This window comes from Rhizobium sp. 05N49 (assembly GCF_056396805.1).
The window spans coordinates 1-16785 of record NZ_JBFTME010000006.1; the positions used below are offsets into that span (position 1 = coordinate 1).

Genomic DNA, 16785 nt, shown 5'->3' on the forward strand with positions numbered 1-16785 from the left:
AACTGGAAGCCGACATCGACGCCTTCATCGAAACCCACAACGAGAACCCCACCCCGTACAAGTGGGTCAAATCCGCCGACCAAATCCTCGCGTCGGTCAAGCGCTTCTGCCAGAAGACAATGAACCGAACTTCAGATTCAGGTGACTAGCCGGAAACTTCGTCACCATCCTCGACCTTTTCATAGTCAATGTGGCCTTGCCGAACATCCAACGGGACTTGCACGCCTCGAATGCCGAATTGCAGATGATCATGGTAGCTTACAGCGTTTCTTACGGCGCAATGCTGCTCAATGGCGCACGGCTAGGCGACATCTATGGCCGTCGACGGATGTTTCTCTCCGGCATGGCAATCTTTGCGCTGGCGTCCCTGCTGTGTGGCATCGCTTTATCTCCCTGGAGCCTTATTGCCTCCCGAGCCCTGCAGGGCATCGGCGCTGCCCTGCTGATGCCGCAGGTCTACGCGTCGCTGCGATTGTTGTTCGATGGCGACGAGCGTCGGCGGGCTTTTGCCGTGATGGGCGCGGTGCAAGGTATCGCAGGAGCGGCCTCGCAACTGCTCGGCGGCGGCTTGATGGCACTCGACATTGGCAGCCTCGACTGGCGCCTGATCTTCTTCGTCAACCTTCCCATCGCCGCCTACGCCCTCATTGCCGGGAAATGGTTCATTGTCGAAACCAGAGACGCTAAATCGGCAAAGCTCGATCTCATGGGCGCACTACTTGGCGCCTCGGCACTCACGGCGATCCTCTTGCCAGCAATGGTCGGACAGGAACAACATTGGCCATGGTGGACGATCCTCGGCCTACTGTTGTCCGTGCCTTTGTTCGCGGCCTTCATTGCCTACGAAAACCGCGTGAGGCGGCTCGGCGGCATCCCAATCATTGATCCCTCGCTGTTCAAGAAAAACGGTGTGGCCCTCGGCATGTTGGCGTCGTTTCTATTTTTCTCCGCGATCAGTTCGTTCTCGCTGTCTCTGACGATCTTCTTGCAGATCGGCCTCGGCCAGAGCCCTCTTCAGGCGGCCATGCTGTTCTTGCCTTCCACTGTCGCGTTCTTTGCCGGTTCCGTGGTTTCGGCTTGGTTTGCGAAACGGCTGCAGCATGGGGCGCCGACATTTGGCATGGGCGTCTTCAGCTTAGGCTTGCTGATCGCGGTTATCGACGGCTTTGTCGGCGGAGATGGATCGGCATTGACTGTCTCAGTGATCCTCCAAGGGTTTGGTCAGGGAATCATCATTCCGCTTCTGCTCAACATGGTTCTGAGCACTGTTGCAGATACTGAAGCCGGGATGGCGTCAGGCGTTTTCAGCACCATCCAAACCGCAGGCTCGGCTTTTGGCGTGACGATCGTCGGTATGATCCTGTTCGGCATCAGTAACGGGAGCGGCGCAGAACCAGATTCCGCTGTTCGAACCACCGGTGCCTATGGGACGGCTTTCGCGGTCGCGACGCTCTATAATTTGGTCGCCGTTGCTCTGGGCCTCATCCTGTTCCGCGCATTGCAAAAAGGGACAACCATAGATCACGCATACAGGTAAGGCCTGCGTTGACGCTAAATTCCCAAGTCATTCTCCGCCGTCACAGGCTGACGGCGGATTTCACCTACAATCAGATGTCTGAGCCTCAGGTGCGTGTTTCGCCCATTTGCCTTCGTGGTCCGAAATAGGGCTGACGCTCCGTCTCGGTTGCCTTCAGCGAATGGCGCAGGCGCAGCAGGTCCTTGCGGGCGACGAGGCCGCGCAGCTCTCCGTTTTCGGGATCGACGATCGGGATGCGACCGGCGTCCGTCGCCAGCATCAGGTCGGCGACATAGCCGACCGTATCGTCCGGGTGGGCGAGCGGCAGGGAGGTGTCGGAGACGAGATCGCCGAGCGTCTGGTCGGCAATCGTCCCATCCTGTTGCCAGCGCAGCGCATCGCCGCGCGAGACCAGGCCTTTGACAATCCCCCTGCCATCGACGACCGGATAGACGCGGTGGGTCTTCGCGGTCGCCGTGAAGAAATGGGTCGCGTCTCCCACCGTCATATCCGCCGGGAACGTATCGACCTCCCTGATCATGATGTCACGGGCGCGGGAGAACTCGAACGGGTCAATGCCATATTCACGGGTGATGTGCTGGCCGCGGCGGGCAATCTTTTCCGTCAGGATCGACCGGCGCAGCAGAAGTACCGTCACCGCGTAGGCGGAAACGGTTGCCGCCAGAAGCGGCAGCAGCGAGGAGACGTCGCCCGTCAGTTCCACGGCAAAGAAGGTGCCGGTGAGCGGCGCACGCATTGTGCCGCCCATCATGGCAGCCATGCCGAGCAACGCCCAGAAACCGGGATCGCCGGGAAGGAAAAGGCCGACCAGCCAGCCGAGCGCGCCGCCGAAGATCAGCAGCGGCGCCAGCACGCCGCCTGACGTGCCCGACGAGAGGGCGACAAGCCAGATCGCGGCTTTCACCAGGAGGATCGTCAGCACCGCCGCCGGCAGGATGGAGCTGTTCAGCAGGCCGTCGATGATGTCGTAGCCGACGCCGAGCACCCGAGGCTCGATCAGGCCGCCAAGGCCGATGAAGAGGCCGCCGAGGGCAGGGCACCACATCCAGTGGATCGGCAGCGCCTCGAAAAGATCCTCGACCTTGTAGAGCAGCGTCGTCAGGATACCGGATTGCAGCCCGGCTATAATGCCCATTGCGGCGCAGAGCAGGATGCCCCACCACGGCAGATCCATATGGAACTGCTTGGGAAAGAGCGGACCGGCCTGAAACAGGAAGGGGCGCCAGCAGATCGAGACGCAGGCAGCGACCGCAACGGGAATGAAGCTGCGCGGCTTCCATTCGAACAGCAGCAGTTCTACGGCAAGCATGATTGCGGCGATCGGCGAGCCGAAGATCGCGGTCATGCCGGCGGCGGCACCGGCGACCAGCAGCGTCTTGCGTTCGGCCGAGCTCAGATGAAAGCACTGGGCAAAGAGCGAGCCGATTGCGCCGCCCGTCATGATGATCGGGCCTTCCGCGCCGAAGGGGCCGCCGGTGCCGATCGAGATGGCCGAAGAGAGGGGTTTCAGGACCGCCACCTTCGGCGACATGCGGCTGCCGCCGATCAGGATCGCCTCGATTGCTTCGGGAATGCCATGACCGCGGATCTTTTCGGAGCCGTAGCGGGCCATCAGGCCGATGACGAGGCCGCCAATGACGGGAATGAGTACCATCCAGACGGAGCGCGGCGCCTGCGCCATCGACACGGCGGCGATGCTGAAACGGTGGAACCAGACGAGGTTCGTCACCAGCGAGATGAGGCTGACCAGAACCCAGGCGGCAAAGGCGCCGCCCGTGCCGACGATCAAGGCCATGCCGACCAGGGCCAGGACGCGCTTGTCGGTGGTGAAATCCCCGGCCTCGCGCCGGGAGAGGCCACCCATAAAATCATGGGGGCGATGAGCATTTTTTTGGGGAGGCATTGCTGGTCCTGTTGACGGGTTCGTTCTCGTCGCAAATATATCGTAGTACGATATAAATCAACAGCCAAAATCAGGAGCTGGAACCATGCCGAACGTAGACCGCGCCCTATCGGAAACCGAATATGAGGCGCTCGCCAATCTGAGATACAGGATCCGCAAATTTCGCCAGTTCAGCGGGAAAGCGGCCGAAAAGCTCGGCCTGACGCGGCAGCAGCATCAGGCGCTGCTTACGATCAAGGGGCTCGGCGCCGGCGGGCGCATGAGCCTGTCTGCGCTTGCTGACAGGCTCTTCCTCTCGCCGCCCGAGGCCGCAGAGCTTGCCGCCTCGCTGCAGGAGGCCGGCCATATCACCATCGAGGCGAAGCAGAAGCGCCGGCCGGTCGTGCTGTTGACAGCACAGGCAGAAAAGCTATTGCGTCGGCTGACATCCGCCCATCTCTACGAGATCCGCGAGATGGCGCCGGAACTCATGCAGGCGCTGCGCATGCTGCAGGATCACCGGCAGATGGAAGTGGCCGCATGGATGCAATGATCGCAGGGGAGGCATGGTGAAGAAGCCCAAGAACGATCTGACGGATGCCGATTACGAGGCCCTCTCCAACCTGCGCTACACGCTGCGCCGCTTCATGGATTTCAGCGCATCCGCCGCGCAGGAGGAGGGCTTGCCGGCTCAGCAGCATCAGGCGCTGCTTGCGATCCGCGGCCATCGCAGCGAAGACGCCATGACGATCGGCCTGCTTTCCGAGCGGCTGCTGATCGCCCCGCATTCGGCAACCGAACTGGTCGGGAGGCTGGTGGCCGCAGGCTACGTCTCCCGCAAGGCCGACCCCGCCGACAAACGGCGCCAGACACTGGAGCTGACCGAAAAGGCAGACGATGTGCTGAGGCGGCTGACGGCCATTCATATGACCGAAATCAGGGACATGGCGCCGAAACTCATCGATATCCTGAAAGGTCTGCAGACGGACGGTGAGATCAAGACCGACCCCTGGTCGCGCTGACGCTCAAGTCCGCCGGTTGTTTGCCTGTTTCAGGTGACGGCGAATGTCGCGGCCGGCAAACGGCTCGTCGGCAAAGCGGCCGATGACAAGCAGACGGGGTGCTGTACCGTCTGTCCCGCGACCTCGCCGACATTCCAGCCGCTATTTTAGCCATGCAACGCTCGAGAACGTGACGGATGGATCGATGCCGGAGGCAAGGCAGTTGCTGCCATCTGTCAACGGCTTTCGGAGCCATTAGACCTGCAGAAGCGCCCGGCAGCAACTGGATCCAGACCGTTCCGGGCCGCAACTTCATCGCCGCTCTGCGCCTCGATGGCACCGGCGCAGGGGATGACGTCATGAAGCTCAAGTGCCGTTCGGCTCAGCGTAAGTTTACGGCCGATGTTTACCGTAACGTACTTCCGCGATCACGGAAATTGGCAAAGCATTCCCGTGCAGGTTTCATCTCAAGGAGAAAATTCGATGAACGACGTCGATATTCAGAAGCAGGATGACCCGATCGTTCCCGTCAGCCGCCGTGATATTCTGCTGGGCGGAACGTCGCTGGCGCTCACGGCTCTTGCCGTTTCAGCTGCGAGCGGGCCGGCGGTCGCCCAGACGCAACAGAACACGGCCAGCCAGACCGGCGGCTCCACGAAGCCGCCGAACATTCTCGTCATCTTCGGCGACGATATCGGCATTCCGCAGATCAGTGCCTATACGATGGGACTGATGGGCTATCGCACGCCGAATATCGACCGCATCGCCAGGGAAGGGGCGATCTTTACGGATTCCTACGGCCAACAGAGCTGCACGGCGGGCCGCGCTTCCTTCATCCTCGGGCAGGAACCGTTCCGTACCGGGCTCTTGACGATCGGCATGCCGGGCGACCCGCATGGCATTCAGGACTGGATGCCGACCATTGCCGATGTGATGAAGACGAAGGGATATGCGACCGGCCAATTCGGCAAGAACCATCTGGGAGACCAGGATCAGCATTTGCCGACCAAGCACGGTTTCGACGAGTTCTTCGGCAATCTCTATCACCTCAACGCCGAGGAAGAGCCGGAAGGCTATTTCTATCCGAAGGACCCGGCCTTCCGCCGGCAGTTCGGCCCGCGCGGCGTCATCAAATCGACCGCCGACGGCAAGATCGAGGATACCGGCGCGCTCACCAGCAAACGCATGGAAACGGTGGACGAGGAATTCCTGGCCGCCGCCAAGGATTTCATCGGCCGGCAGGCCAAGGCCGAAAAGCCCTTTTTCTGCTGGTTCAACTCGACCCGCATGCATGTCTTCACACACCTGAAGGCAGACTCGCTCGGCAAGACCGGCAAGGGCATCCATGCCGATGGCATGGTGGAGCATGACGGCCATGTCGGCCAGTTGCTCGATGAGCTCGACGAACTCGGGATCGCCGAGAACACGATCGTTCTCTATACGACCGATAACGGCGCGGAACTCGCGCTTTGGCCCGATGGCGCCATGACGCCATTCCACGGCGAAAAGGGCACGACCTGGGAGGGCGGTTTCCGCATTCCGATGATGGTGCGCTGGCCGGGCGTCGTCAAACCCGGCACCGAGGTCAACGAGATCGTCACGCTGATGGACTGGATGCCGACATTTGCGGCGGCTGCCGGCATCGATGACATCAAGGAGCAGATGAAGGCCGGGTTCCAGTCCGGCGCCAAGACCTTCAAGGTGCATCTCGACGGCTACAATCTCTTGCCCTTCCTGCGTGGCGACAGCCAGGGCGGACCGCGCGATTCCGTCTATTATTTCGACCAGGGCGGCAATCTTAATGCGATCAGGTGGAACGACTGGAAGCTCAGTTTCGCCATCAACAGCGAAGGCAATATTGCCACGGCAACCCGCGAGGTGCCGGCCTGGGCCAATATCGCCAATCTGCGCATGGACCCTTACGAGCGCGGATTGCATGAAGGGGGCGGGGCCATCGAATTCCTGGCCCGCAACATGTGGCTGATCGTACCGGTGCAGGGCAAGATCAAGGACTTCTTCTCCGACTTCACGCAATTTCCCTATCAGGAGGGAAGCTCGCTCAACGCCAGCGGCATCAATTACGGCCTGCTGCGGCAGGAGGCAGCGCTGAAGCGGCTGAACGAACTGGAGCGACTGACGCCGCAATAGGTCTCGCAAGACCGTCGCAGGAGTGCGGCCGGAGCTCCCGCGGCGGATAAGATCAAAACCGCAGCGATAGAATGCGTTCATGGCCGATGCTGGGGAGGCCTCGATGAGCTCGTTTTTGAAGGTATTGTTCGTCCTCGTTCTGGCTGCCGTATCGCTGGGGACCAGGCCTGCTCTGGCCGAGACCCCGGCACCGCTTGAGAAACCGGCCCTCATCGACAAGCATGTGATCGATCTCGACGCGATGAAGGAGCGCCGGATCGTGCGTGTGCTCGTGCCCTACAGCAAGACGATCTATTTCGTCGACAAGGGTCGCCAGTACGGCACGGCGGTGCAATTCGGGCTGGAGCTTGAAAAGGTCCTGAACAAGGACCGCAAGAAGCAGATCGACCACATCACCATTGTCTTCGTGCCGATGCCGCGCGACAGGTTGCTCGACGCGTTGAACGAAGGCTATGGCGATATCGTCACGGCCAATCTGACGATTACCGACGAGCGGCTGACGCAGGTGGATTTTGCGGATCCGCTCTATGAAAATGCCGAGGAAGTGCTGGTGAGCGCTCCGAACAGCCCGGCGATTGCCAGCCTTGACGATCTCTCCGGCCAGCATATCGCGGTGCGCGCCTCGAGCAGCTATTACGAACATCTTCTGGCGCGCAACAAGGCTCTGGCCGCGGCGGGCAAGCCCGAGATCATCATCGATCTGATGGATGAAAGCCTCGAAGACGAGGACCTGATGGAGATGGTCAATGCCGACCTTTTGCCCTTCACGACGGTCGATGCCTACAAGGCCGATATCTGGACGCACGTCTTTGGCGACATGAAGGTGCGCCACGACATCGTCCTGTCATCGCAGGGCAGGATAGCCTGGGCGATCCGCAAGAACAGCCCGAAGCTGAAGGCGGAACTCAATGCCTTCGTCGCCACCCACAAAGTGGGCACGACCTTCGGCAACATCCTGCGCAACACCTTTTACAAGCAGGACAAGATCGTCAAACGCGCCTACTCGCCCTCCGATGTCGCACGTTTCCAGACGCTCACCGAAATCTTCCGCAAATATGGCGGCAGCTATTCGTTCGACTATCTCATGCTGATGGCGCAAGGCTATCAGGAATCGCAGCTCGACCAGTCGCGTCGCTCGCCGCGCGGCGCCGTCGGCATCATGCAGATGCTGCCTTCGACGGCGAAGGACAAGGTGATCGGCATCAGCGGCATCGACAAGGACCCCGATCGCAATGTCGAGGCAGGCGCCAAATATCTGCGCCACCTGATCGATACCTATATCGATGATGAGGGGCTCACGCCCAAGGACCGGCAGCTCTTTGCCTTCGCCGCCTATAATGCGGGGCCGGGAAATCTGCACAAATTCCGCGACAAGGCCAAGGCGATGGGGCTCGACCCCAATGTCTGGTTCGGCAATGTGGAGAATGCGGCGTCCGAGATCGTCGGTCGGGAGACGGTCCAGTATGTCAGCAATATCTACAAATATTACGTGGCCTATTCGCTGCTCGTGGCACGGATGGGCGAACGCTCGGATGCCGGCGAAGCGGTACAGAAATAGGATTTTCGGCAACATCACCCGCTGGTGACACGAACCGAACCGTATTCCCTGCGATGCGGCTGGCGGCCCTGCCACGCCCGCAAGGCCCTGGCGCGCCCATTCGCGCCAGCGTGAAGGCTAGCAGACCAAGCATGCCGGCAGCGACGACACCGGCATTTTTGAGCCTCACGGCTTTTTCGTGAAGACGCCGAGATTGTAGAGCTGGACGCGCCTGTTGTTGGCGGCTTCCGATTTCGAGCCGTCGATCGGGAAATATTCGCCGACGCCGACCGCATAGAGACGGCCGGGATCGACGGCGAATGTGGTCGACAGGATCTCCTTGATCGCATCGGCACGCTGCTGGCTGAGATCGAGATTGTGCTGATCGGTTCCGGTCGAGCTCGTATGGCCGACGACGAGGAACTTGTAAGCCCAGAGGTTCGGGTGGTGCAGCGCATCGGCGATCATGCCGAGCGTGCGGTAGGATTCCGGCTCGATGGCAACGGAGTCGTTGGCGAAGGCGATCTCGACCACCATCTGCGGCAGGCGCGCGACCTTGCTCCAGTTCGGCAGGCCGGACATCTGCTTGCCGGCGCCGCTCATGGCCTCCTGCCGCAGGATCTCGACATCGACGATCGGGGCAGCACCCTGCAGCTTGCCGAGGCCGGTGATGATGCGCTGCTCGGAAACCTGCTGGGCCAGTGCAAGGGCGGGTAGAAGGAAGGCTGCGGCAAAGCCGGCGAGGGCGGTTTTTCTCATGGTCATGATCTTACCTCCAGCCCGCGTCGGTGATCGTCTGGCTGCATTGCTTGCTGATYGTTTTCGTCTTGCCGGCAAGGCAGGCGAGAATGTAGCCGTCGCCTTTGACGCCGTTGCAGCGCCGCGCCATATCGGTTGCGCAGACCTGCTTGTAGCTCGTCTGCGCCTGCTCGCGTTTCTGGATCGACGCTGCAACGCTTGCCAGCGTCGATGTGCAGGTCGGCGAGACCTTGGCGGAATTCTGCGCCAGGCAATCGGCAATGCGGTTATTGCCGAGGTTCAGCCCCTTGCAGAGTTTCTTGATATCGCTGCCGCAATCCTTCGCGAGCACAGTGATCGCATCGGCATAGCTGACCGTGTCGGCCTTGGCGGCACACGTCCCGGCGATGACGGCAATCGCCACCGCACCTGCCAGTCTCCAAACTCCAGGCATGTATGAGCCCTCCTGTTACGGCCGCCGAGATGGCGTCCCCTCAGGGCCATTGAATGCAGATCGGGAGAGTTCGGATAAGTACGTTACCGTAAACTCGCTGTAAATCGGCAGGCGGTCAGGTGGTCGCCCGCCGATAGAGCGCCAGCGAGCCGGCAAGCGTCAGCAGGGCACCGCCGCAGATTCGGTCGAGCCACAGCGCGCCCGATTTCCTGAGCAGCCGGACGGCCTGCGAGCCAAGCAACGCGTAACCGAACATGACCATGAAATCGATGGCAGCGAAGACGAGGGCGAGCACGGCATATTGCTCGATCTGCGGACCCGCGGGGTCGATAAATTGCGGCAGAAAGGCCGAGAAGAAGAGATAGCCCTTGGGATTAGTGACGGCGACGAGGAAGCTCTTGAGGAAGATCGTCACCGGCGAAGCGGACGTGTTGCCGTTTTCAGAGCGTATCGAGACGTCAAGCGTTCCCTTCGAGCGCAACAGCATGACGCCGAGGAAGGCGAGGTAGCAGACACCGACCCATTTGACGACAGTGAACCAGAATTCCGAGGCAGCCAGCAGAGCACCGAGGCCGAGGGCAACGGCACCGATCAGCACGAAGTCGGACATGACAGCGCCGATCATGCCTGATACAGCGCGGCGCACTCCGAATTTCGAGCCGTTCGTCAGGGCGAGAAGCACGGTCGGGCCGGGTGTGGCGATGCCGATGAATGCCACAAGCGCAAATGCAAGAACCGTCATTTCAGTCATGTCATCCTCCTCCGTGTCAGGAATCGAGTTATGGCATTCACCTGACATTTGCGGAAGGGCCTTCAAGGAAAGCCAATATCCTGCACCGGATCGAAGCACAAAGCTCGGTATCCCGAGCATTTACGGCGCCTGTTTACTGTAACGTACTTCCGGATATACGCCCGGTATGTTTCGCTTTTCATGGGCCGCCAGCAGGTCCCCAGTACCTTTGCATCCTGGACTTGCCAGCCCGACGTCAATCGAAATCCTGCCACGTTTTACATTTCGTTCCGGGGGGAAACGCACATGACAATCCAGTTTGGAATCAAGAGCCTGTTGCGGACACCTATGTCGTTCGCATTTCTGGCAATTGCCTCAATGGCCGTTCCGGTCGCACAGGAGGCCGCGGCCGCTTCTCTGACGGAAGAGGAAGCGCGGCAGATCGGCATCGAAGCCTATGTCTACTTCTATCCGCTGATAACGATGGATATTACCCGCAAACAGCTGACCAACATGGAAGCGAAGGAAGGGGCGATCGGTGGGCCGCCCAATCAGTTCAACAATATCCGCGCATTTCCGGCGGCGGACATGAAAGCCGTGGTGCGGCCGAATTTCGATACGCTCTATTCGAGCGGCTGGCTCGATCTGACGAAGGAGCCGGTGGTCGTGACCGCGCCGGATACGGCGGGCCGCTACTATCTGCTGCCGATGCTCGACATGTGGACGGATGTGTTTGCCGCGCCGGGCTGGCGCACGACCGGGACATCCGCCGGAAATTTCCTGGTCGCACCGCCCGGCTGGAGGCCAGAACTTCGCGGCACGTTCGGCGAATTCAAGCTGCCGGAGGGGACCGAACGGATCGATGCTCCGACACCCTATGTCTGGATCATCGGCCGCACCAAGACCGATGGCCCCAATGATTACGACGCCGTCCACAAGATCCAGGACGGTTACAAGATCACCCCGCTGTCGCAGTGGGGTACGGACACCAAGCCGACCGCGGTCAAGGTGGACCCATCCATCGACATGAAGACGCCACCGAAGACTCAGGTCGATACGGCGTCGGCGGAAGACTATTTCGCCTATGCTGCCGAACTCCTGAAACTTCATCCGCCGCACAGCACCGATCAGCCGATCATTGCCCGCATGAAGCGGATCGGCATCGAGCCCGGCAAGAGCTTCGATCTTTCCAAGGCCGATCCTGTCGTCCAGACCGCCTTGAAGACAGCGCCGCAGGATGGGCAGGCGCTGATGGGCTGGAAGCTGAAAACATTGGCCCGCGTGGTCAACGGCTGGTCGATGAATACCGACACGATGGGCGTCTACGGCAATTATTACCTGAAGCGGGCGATCGTGGCGCAGCAGGGGCTTGGCGCCAATCTGCCCGAAGACGCCATCTATCCGCTCAACCTTGCGGATGAAAGCGGCAACCCGCTCGATGGACGAAGCAATTACACGATCCATTTCGAGAAGGAGGAGATCCCGCCGGTCAATGCTTTCTGGTCTGTCACCCTCTATGACAATGACGGTTTCCAGGTCGCCAATCCGCTAAACCGGTTCGCCGTCAGCAGCTGGATGCCGTTTCAGTACAACGCCGACGGCTCGCTCGACCTCTATTTCCAGACGGAAAGCCCCGGCAAGAACAAGGAATGGAACTGGCTGCCGGCGCCGAACGGCCCGTACAATCTGACAATGCGGCTCTATGCGCCGAAGGGGACCGCGCTGATCGGCAAGTGGAACCCGCCGCCGGTGACACGTGTGGCTCCAGCAGCTCCGCTCGCCGCTCAGTGACAAGGCTAAAGGCATCGGAAACCTTGGGGCGCGCGTCATGATCCACGCGCGTCCCGCCAAGCCTTTCTTTTCCATCGACAGTTCGGCCCACATCGAAGCATTTCGCGCCCGCACCCGTTAAATAGGCGGTCGGTTTTGCACGGCTGACGAATGGGATTGCGATGGAAAAGAGCGCGACGATGACAACGGAACTGGCGCTGCTGCTGGCGCTTTCGACGCTCTGGGGAGCCTCCTACACCTTCATCAAGATCGGCGTCGAAACCATCCCGCCGCTGACACTGGTGGCGGCACGAACGCTCATTGCCGGCGTGCTGCTTCTCGCCATCATCAGCTGGCGTGGCCTCAAGCTGCCCCGCGACCGAAAGACCTGGACCTATTTTCTTTTTCAGGCCTGCCTCAACAGCGTCCTGCCCTTCACGCTGATCGCCTGGGCCGAGCGGACGACGGATGCCGGCCTGGCGGCGATCCTGAATTCCACGACACCTATCTTCGCCTTCCTGATCACGGCACTGGTTACCCGGCACGAGGCCCTCACGGGTCGCAAACTGTTCGGCGTGTCGGCGGGACTGGCCGGCACCGCGCTGGTCATTGGCCTTGGCGCTCTCGGCAGTTTGGGGCAGGGGCTCTGGGCGCAGCTTGCAATCGTTGCCGCCACGATCTGCTATGCGGGCGCTGCCGTCTTCGGACGGAATTTCAAGGGGTTTGATCCGATGATGCCGGCCGCCGGTTCGTTGCTCGCAGGGGCGGTGATCCTCATCCCCATCAGCATCGTCATCGATGCCCCGTGGAAATTGAGCCCCAGCCTCGATTCGATCTTCGCGCTCCTTGCCCTCGCAGTCTTCTCCACGGCGCTCGCCTTTGTGATCTATTTCCGCCTCGTGCAGACGCTCGGTTCGGTCGGCGCGACGGCCCAGGCCTATCTCAGGGTGCCGATCGGCGTCGCAATCGGCGTCGTCTTCCTCGGCGAAACGCTGTCTTCGACGGCAGGCCTTGGGCTTGCCTGCATCATGGCCGGCGTCATTGCCATGACGCTGCCTGCCAGAGTGCGGGTCCGTCAGGCAATCCAGTCGATGCCGCCATCGACATGAACGCCCGGCCTCGGTTCAGCGTCGCGGCCGCGGGCACCGGGGCCGCGATCGCTAATTCGACAGATATCGAAAATCGCCTGTTGTCATCGCGCTGTCATTAATGATGAGGATACGGGGCGGACAATGGGGGATATTGGCTTGGATGCGAATGAAATGACCAGGGAGAAGACAGCGGCTCCACCGGCAGGTACGCCTTCGGAGGTGTTCGGCGCCTTTCTGAAGCTTGGCCTCACATCGTTCGGCGGACCGATCGCGCATCTCGGCTATTTCCGCAACGAGCTCGTGACGCGGCGGAAATGGATCGACGAGAAGGGCTATGCCGATCTCGTTGCGCTCTGTCAGTTCCTTCCCGGTCCCGCATCGAGCCAGGTCGGTTTTGCCATGGGCCTCATGCGCGGTGGGCCGCTGGGCGCGCTTGCTGCGTGGAGTGCATTCACGCTTCCGTCCGCGCTGATCCTCTTCATCTTCGCAACCGCCGCCACCGCGCTCGACAATCCTCTTGGACAGGGACTGCTGCACGGATTGAAGCTCGTTGCTGTCGCCGTTGTGGCACAAGCCGTCTGGGGCATGGCGCGATCGCTGTCACCCGACAAGCCGCGCGCCGCCATTGCGCTGGCCGCGATCTTCATCGTGACAGCCGCGGGGGCGCTCGGCCAGCTCGCCGCCATCGCGCTGGGGGCAATTGCCGGGATCGTCCTTTGTCGCCAGGCCGCCGTCGAGCACAAGGCAGGTTTTTCGTTCGGAATATCGCGATCAACCGGCATTGTCTGCCTGCTGGCCTTCCTGCTCCTGCTGTTCGGATTGCCGCTTGTCGTCGCCGCCTTCGATTCCCAGGGGCTGCGCCTCTTCGATGCCTTCTATCGCTCAGGCGCGCTGGTGTTCGGCGGCGGCCATGTCGTCCTGCCGCTGCTCGAGGCGGAGGTCGTGAGACCGGGCTGGGTTTCCGAAAACGCGTTTCTCGCCGGTTACGGTGTCGCGCAGGCGGTGCCTGGTCCGCTCTTTACCTTCTCGGCCTATCTCGGTGCGGTTGTGGGGCCGGCTCCCAACGGTGTCGCAGGCGCAGCGATCGCCCTGGTGGCGATCTTCCTGCCCGGCTTTCTGCTGCTGCTCGGCACCCTTCCTTTCTGGGACAGGCTCAGCGCCTATCCACGGGCGCAGGCGGCCATGCGTGGCGCAAATGCCGCCGTGGTCGGCCTGCTGGGTGCAGCGCTCTACAATCCGGTATGGACGAGCGCGGTCCTGGCATCGGCGGATTTTGCTCTTGCCTTGACCGGCTTTCTTCTGCTGGTCATCTGGAAGGCGGCGCCATGGATCGTGGTCGTGCTGATGGCGGCAAGTGCGATCCTGCTGCAGCTTTCCGCCTGACCGGTACCAGGCCATCAATCCCTTGGCAATAAAGCGGCCTCTATCGCCGCCCACGCCATCTGGCCAAGCCTTGCATCCGCAATGTCACTGCCGCCATGAGCATGAAGGCTGGAGCGAGGCGTCGTCTCGCCCGGGAGCAGGACGCGATGGCCCGCCTCGGTATCAACGACGAGTGACACCGGCCTGCCGCTTCGTTCACGACGGCTGGCAAGCTCGCGTGCGAACCTCTCCGATGGCCAGAGCGCATCATCACCACCGGCCACGAGGATGAGCTCTGCGGCGGTTTTCTCGATGGGGATCTCGGCCCGCCCCAGGGTCTCTTGGTCCGTCTGCAGGCATTTTTCGAAAAAGGAACGATAGGATATCAGCCCGTCGCGATAGTCCCGCTCCCAGGCAGTGTCGGCGGAAACGAAATCCAGCGGCTCTCCCTTCCAGGACCAGGACGAGCGTTCGGGCCATTCCACGCCGTCTTTGCCGGGGCCTATATTACCCCAGACGAAGGCGGTTGGGCTGATCGCGACAACGGCGTTGACGCGCGGGTCCCGGATCGCGACGAGCAACGCGGCTTCTGCGCCTTTCGATGTCCCGACGAAGACGATGCGCCGGCATCCCCGCGAGATCAGATAGTCGATTGCCTCACAGAAGGTCTCCAACGGGATTTCGCAGATTCCAGGCGACTGTCCCATTGCGCCGAACCATTGCAACGCCAATGCCTTTGCGCCGGCCTCGGCAAAGAGCCTGGCGCGGTCGGTATCGACCCTGCCGCTGGAACCGCCGAGCACGACGACGCCGGTTTCGCCCGCATCTGGCCTGAAAACGAATGCACCGTTTATCCGGCCCTGGAGACGCTCGATTTTGCAGCCCTCCGTCGCGCTTGTTACCATACTGACATCTTCTTGAATTATCGGATGGTTCTCGACTGTCACTAGAGGCGGAGCCTACCATGGTCGAGCATGCGCGTGCAGGGGCCTCCTTCGAGGATGCCGATGTCGTCAGCAACTATCGCTATCGTCCGCCTTATCCCGAGGCGATCTACGAGAAGCTGCTGACCATCGCGCCGAAACGTGGCTGTCTGCTGGATATAGGCTGCGGCCCCGGCAAGGTTTCGCGACCTCTCTCGCGGCATTTCGACAAGGTCATAGCTGTCGATCCGTCCCGCCACATGATCGAACTCGGTCAGAGCCTGGAAGACGGCCGGGCGCGCAATCTTCACTGGATCGTGGGTTTCGCCGAGGATATCGACATCCCCGATCGTCCCGATCTCATCGTTGCCGCCGCCAGCATTCACTGGATGGATCACCGGCGCCTTTTCTCGCGGCTGAAAACCTATGCCGCTGCCGATCACTACGTGGCGGTGATTTCAGGAGATGCGCCCTTCCAACCTGCCTGGGAGGCCGATTGGCACTCGTTTCTTGCAAGGTGGGTTCCGGCCATGACGGGCAGAGCCTTCGATCCCGTCGGCAAGGAAGAGAGCTGGTCGGCTTACAAGGCGTTCCTCGACATCGATGGTTCCGAGAACTTTCTATCCGCCCCGTTTGAGCAAAGCGTCGAAGACTTTATCCGCTGCCAGCATTCGCGCGATACATTCGCGCCATCGCGCCTCGGCGACAGGATGACGGCTTTCGATGCCGAGATCAGGGAAATTCTCGCCCCCTATGCCTCTGCCGGAAAACTCAGTTTCACGGTCAAGACCAAATTGGTCTGGGGTTCGATCAGGTCATGACCATCGCCAGAGACTGAATTCAAAGCCGCAAGCTATCGTCCAGCCAGACCCGGAAACCGCCGCGGAAAGCATTGTCATTGTTGCCGCGCCGGCACTTCGGGGGCAAATCCTTGAGCCGTCCGACATTGCCGCCGCCGATGACGATATAGTCGGGCAACAGGGCAGCACTCAGGCGATCGGCAACGTCGAAGACCGATTTTCGCCATTTGCTCTTGCCGCGACCTTCCAGGCCGCGTTCGCCGACGTAGTCTTCGAAGGTCTTCTTCCTGTAGGGCATATGCGCCAGTTCCAAAGGCAGGCAGACATTGTCCGCGACCAGGGCCGAGCCGAGGCCGGTGCCGAGACCGAGGAAAAGCATACGGCCGGCCTCGTAGCTGCCGATCGCCTGCATCAGCGCGTCATTGACCATGCGAAYGGGCTTGCCGAGGGCCTGCTCGAAATCATAGCCCTTCCATCCCGGGCCAAGGTTGAACGGGTCCGCCGCGGCACGGTGGGCGGAGACGGGGCCGGGATAGCCCATGGCGACAACGTCATAGTGCCAGTCGGCGGTGAGATCCTTGAGGGCGGCGACCATCTTTGCCGCCGTCATTTCGCGCCCCGAGACGACCGACCGCCGCTCGCTGCCGTTGCTGAGTTCCGCCTTCACATGCGAGCCGCCGATATCGACGGCAAGCACGATACGGCTCGCCGATGCGGCCGCTTCCTTGCCATGCTCGCCTGCCTGAGTCGCATCTGGTGCTTCCGTCATGTCGGTCATGCTGGCGCTCCTCTCCGGGTTTGGCCTCAATCCT

The 16785-nt window shown here is 61.3% G+C and carries 14 protein-coding genes and 2 pseudogenes; 10 read left to right on the forward strand and 6 right to left on the reverse strand.

The window, feature by feature from the left end; translation table 11 throughout:
* Both AC1DF8_RS13630 and AC1DF8_RS13635 read left to right on the forward strand, forming a co-directional pair.
* Positions 1-149, forward strand: a pseudogene (locus AC1DF8_RS13630) (IS630 family transposase); the annotation flags it as partial.
* Between the two features lie 11 nt (positions 150-160).
* Positions 161-1537: pseudogene (locus AC1DF8_RS13635) on the forward strand (MFS transporter); the annotation flags it as partial.
* Between the two features lie 85 nt (positions 1538-1622).
* On the opposite strand, the gene AC1DF8_RS13640 reads toward AC1DF8_RS13635, so the two are convergent.
* Complete coding sequence (locus AC1DF8_RS13640) at positions 1623-3440, reverse strand: chloride channel protein (RefSeq protein WP_478153918.1); 1818 nt, start codon at positions 3438-3440, stop codon at positions 1623-1625.
* A gap of 85 nt (positions 3441-3525) precedes the next feature.
* Here AC1DF8_RS13640 and AC1DF8_RS13645 point away from each other — a divergent pair, with 85 nt between their 5' ends.
* The 4 genes from AC1DF8_RS13645 (at position 3526) to AC1DF8_RS13660 (ending at position 8126) form a co-directional block, all read left to right on the forward strand.
* The gene (locus AC1DF8_RS13645) at positions 3526-3972 is read left to right on the forward strand and encodes a MarR family transcriptional regulator (RefSeq protein WP_113116848.1); all 447 of its coding nucleotides are present in this window, start codon (positions 3526-3528) and stop codon (positions 3970-3972) included.
* 13 nt (positions 3973-3985) lie between these two features.
* A complete protein-coding gene (locus AC1DF8_RS13650) occupies positions 3986-4441 on the forward strand; it encodes a MarR family winged helix-turn-helix transcriptional regulator (RefSeq protein WP_478153919.1) in 456 nt (151 codons plus the stop codon).
* 462 nt (positions 4442-4903) lie between these two features.
* Positions 4904-6568 carry an arylsulfatase gene (locus AC1DF8_RS13655; RefSeq protein WP_478153920.1) on the forward strand — a complete coding sequence of 555 codons (1665 nt, stop codon included), beginning with the start codon at positions 4904-4906 and terminating at the stop codon, positions 6566-6568.
* 103 nt (positions 6569-6671) lie between these two features.
* The gene (locus AC1DF8_RS13660) at positions 6672-8126 is read left to right on the forward strand and encodes an MltF family protein (RefSeq protein WP_478153921.1); all 1455 of its coding nucleotides are present in this window, start codon (positions 6672-6674) and stop codon (positions 8124-8126) included.
* Between the two features lie 165 nt (positions 8127-8291).
* Here AC1DF8_RS13660 and AC1DF8_RS13665 read toward each other — a convergent pair whose 3' ends face one another.
* The 3 genes from AC1DF8_RS13665 to AC1DF8_RS13675 form a co-directional block, all read right to left on the reverse strand.
* Entirely contained in the window at positions 8292-8870 is a 579-nt protein-coding gene (locus AC1DF8_RS13665) for an OmpA family protein (RefSeq protein ID WP_112547358.1), read from the reverse strand.
* 4 nt (positions 8871-8874) lie between these two features.
* Complete coding sequence (locus tag AC1DF8_RS13670) at positions 8875-9297, reverse strand: hypothetical protein (protein WP_112547357.1); 423 nt, start codon at positions 9295-9297, stop codon at positions 8875-8877.
* Positions 9298-9412: 115 nt separating this feature from the next.
* A complete protein-coding gene (locus AC1DF8_RS13675; RefSeq protein WP_478153922.1) occupies positions 9413-10048 on the reverse strand; it encodes a LysE family translocator in 636 nt (211 codons plus the stop codon).
* Positions 10049-10333: 285 nt separating this feature from the next.
* On the opposite strand from AC1DF8_RS13675, the gene AC1DF8_RS13680 reads away from it, so the two are divergent.
* The 3 genes from AC1DF8_RS13680 (at position 10334) to chrA (ending at position 14271) form a co-directional block, all read left to right on the forward strand.
* Positions 10334-11818: a DUF1254 domain-containing protein gene (locus tag AC1DF8_RS13680; protein WP_478153923.1), complete on the forward strand. Its 1485-nt coding sequence runs from the start codon at positions 10334-10336 to the stop codon at positions 11816-11818.
* 179 nt (positions 11819-11997) lie between these two features.
* Complete coding sequence (locus tag AC1DF8_RS13685; protein WP_478153924.1) at positions 11998-12906, forward strand: DMT family transporter; 909 nt, start codon at positions 11998-12000, stop codon at positions 12904-12906.
* A gap of 153 nt (positions 12907-13059) precedes the next feature.
* On the forward strand, positions 13060-14271 hold the full coding sequence (gene chrA / locus AC1DF8_RS13690) for a chromate efflux transporter (protein WP_478153925.1): 1212 nt from the start codon (positions 13060-13062) through the stop codon (positions 14269-14271).
* Between the two features lie 14 nt (positions 14272-14285).
* Here the strand turns inward: chrA and AC1DF8_RS13695 are convergent, their stop codons facing one another.
* Positions 14286-15155, reverse strand: a complete 870-nt coding sequence (locus AC1DF8_RS13695; protein ID WP_478153926.1) for an acyl-CoA thioester hydrolase/BAAT C-terminal domain-containing protein — start codon at positions 15153-15155, stop codon at positions 14286-14288.
* A 59-nt stretch (positions 15156-15214) separates the two neighbouring features.
* On the opposite strand from AC1DF8_RS13695, the gene AC1DF8_RS13700 reads away from it, so the two are divergent.
* A complete protein-coding gene (locus AC1DF8_RS13700) occupies positions 15215-15994 on the forward strand; it encodes a class I SAM-dependent methyltransferase (RefSeq protein ID WP_478153927.1) in 780 nt (259 codons plus the stop codon).
* Between the two features lie 19 nt (positions 15995-16013).
* Here AC1DF8_RS13700 and AC1DF8_RS13705 read toward each other — a convergent pair whose 3' ends face one another.
* A complete protein-coding gene (locus AC1DF8_RS13705) occupies positions 16014-16742 on the reverse strand; it encodes an ROK family protein (protein ID WP_478154082.1) in 729 nt (242 codons plus the stop codon).
* Positions 16743-16785 lie beyond the last annotated feature (43 nt).

Excerpts from the sequence above, each read along its gene's own strand:
- AC1DF8_RS13640 (WP_478153918.1), bottom strand. The coding sequence starts at position 3,440 with ATGCCTCCCCAAAAAAATGCTCATCGCCCCCATGATTTTATGGGTGGC.
- AC1DF8_RS13645 (WP_113116848.1), top strand. The coding sequence starts at position 3,526 with ATGCCGAACGTAGACCGCGCCCTATCGGAAACCGAATATGAGGCGCTC.
- AC1DF8_RS13650 (WP_478153919.1), top strand. The coding sequence starts at position 3,986 with ATGGTGAAGAAGCCCAAGAACGATCTGACGGATGCCGATTACGAGGCC.
- AC1DF8_RS13655 (WP_478153920.1), top strand. The coding sequence starts at position 4,904 with ATGAACGACGTCGATATTCAGAAGCAGGATGACCCGATCGTTCCCGTC.
- AC1DF8_RS13660 (WP_478153921.1), top strand. The coding sequence starts at position 6,672 with ATGAGCTCGTTTTTGAAGGTATTGTTCGTCCTCGTTCTGGCTGCCGTA.
- AC1DF8_RS13665 (WP_112547358.1), bottom strand. The coding sequence starts at position 8,870 with ATGACCATGAGAAAAACCGCCCTCGCCGGCTTTGCCGCAGCCTTCCTT.
- AC1DF8_RS13675 (WP_478153922.1), bottom strand. The coding sequence starts at position 10,048 with ATGACTGAAATGACGGTTCTTGCATTTGCGCTTGTGGCATTCATCGGC.
- AC1DF8_RS13680 (WP_478153923.1), top strand. The coding sequence starts at position 10,334 with ATGACAATCCAGTTTGGAATCAAGAGCCTGTTGCGGACACCTATGTCG.
- AC1DF8_RS13685 (WP_478153924.1), top strand. The coding sequence starts at position 11,998 with ATGACAACGGAACTGGCGCTGCTGCTGGCGCTTTCGACGCTCTGGGGA.
- chrA (WP_478153925.1), top strand. The coding sequence starts at position 13,060 with ATGACCAGGGAGAAGACAGCGGCTCCACCGGCAGGTACGCCTTCGGAG.
- AC1DF8_RS13695 (WP_478153926.1), bottom strand. The coding sequence starts at position 15,155 with ATGGTAACAAGCGCGACGGAGGGCTGCAAAATCGAGCGTCTCCAGGGC.
- AC1DF8_RS13700 (WP_478153927.1), top strand. The coding sequence starts at position 15,215 with ATGGTCGAGCATGCGCGTGCAGGGGCCTCCTTCGAGGATGCCGATGTC.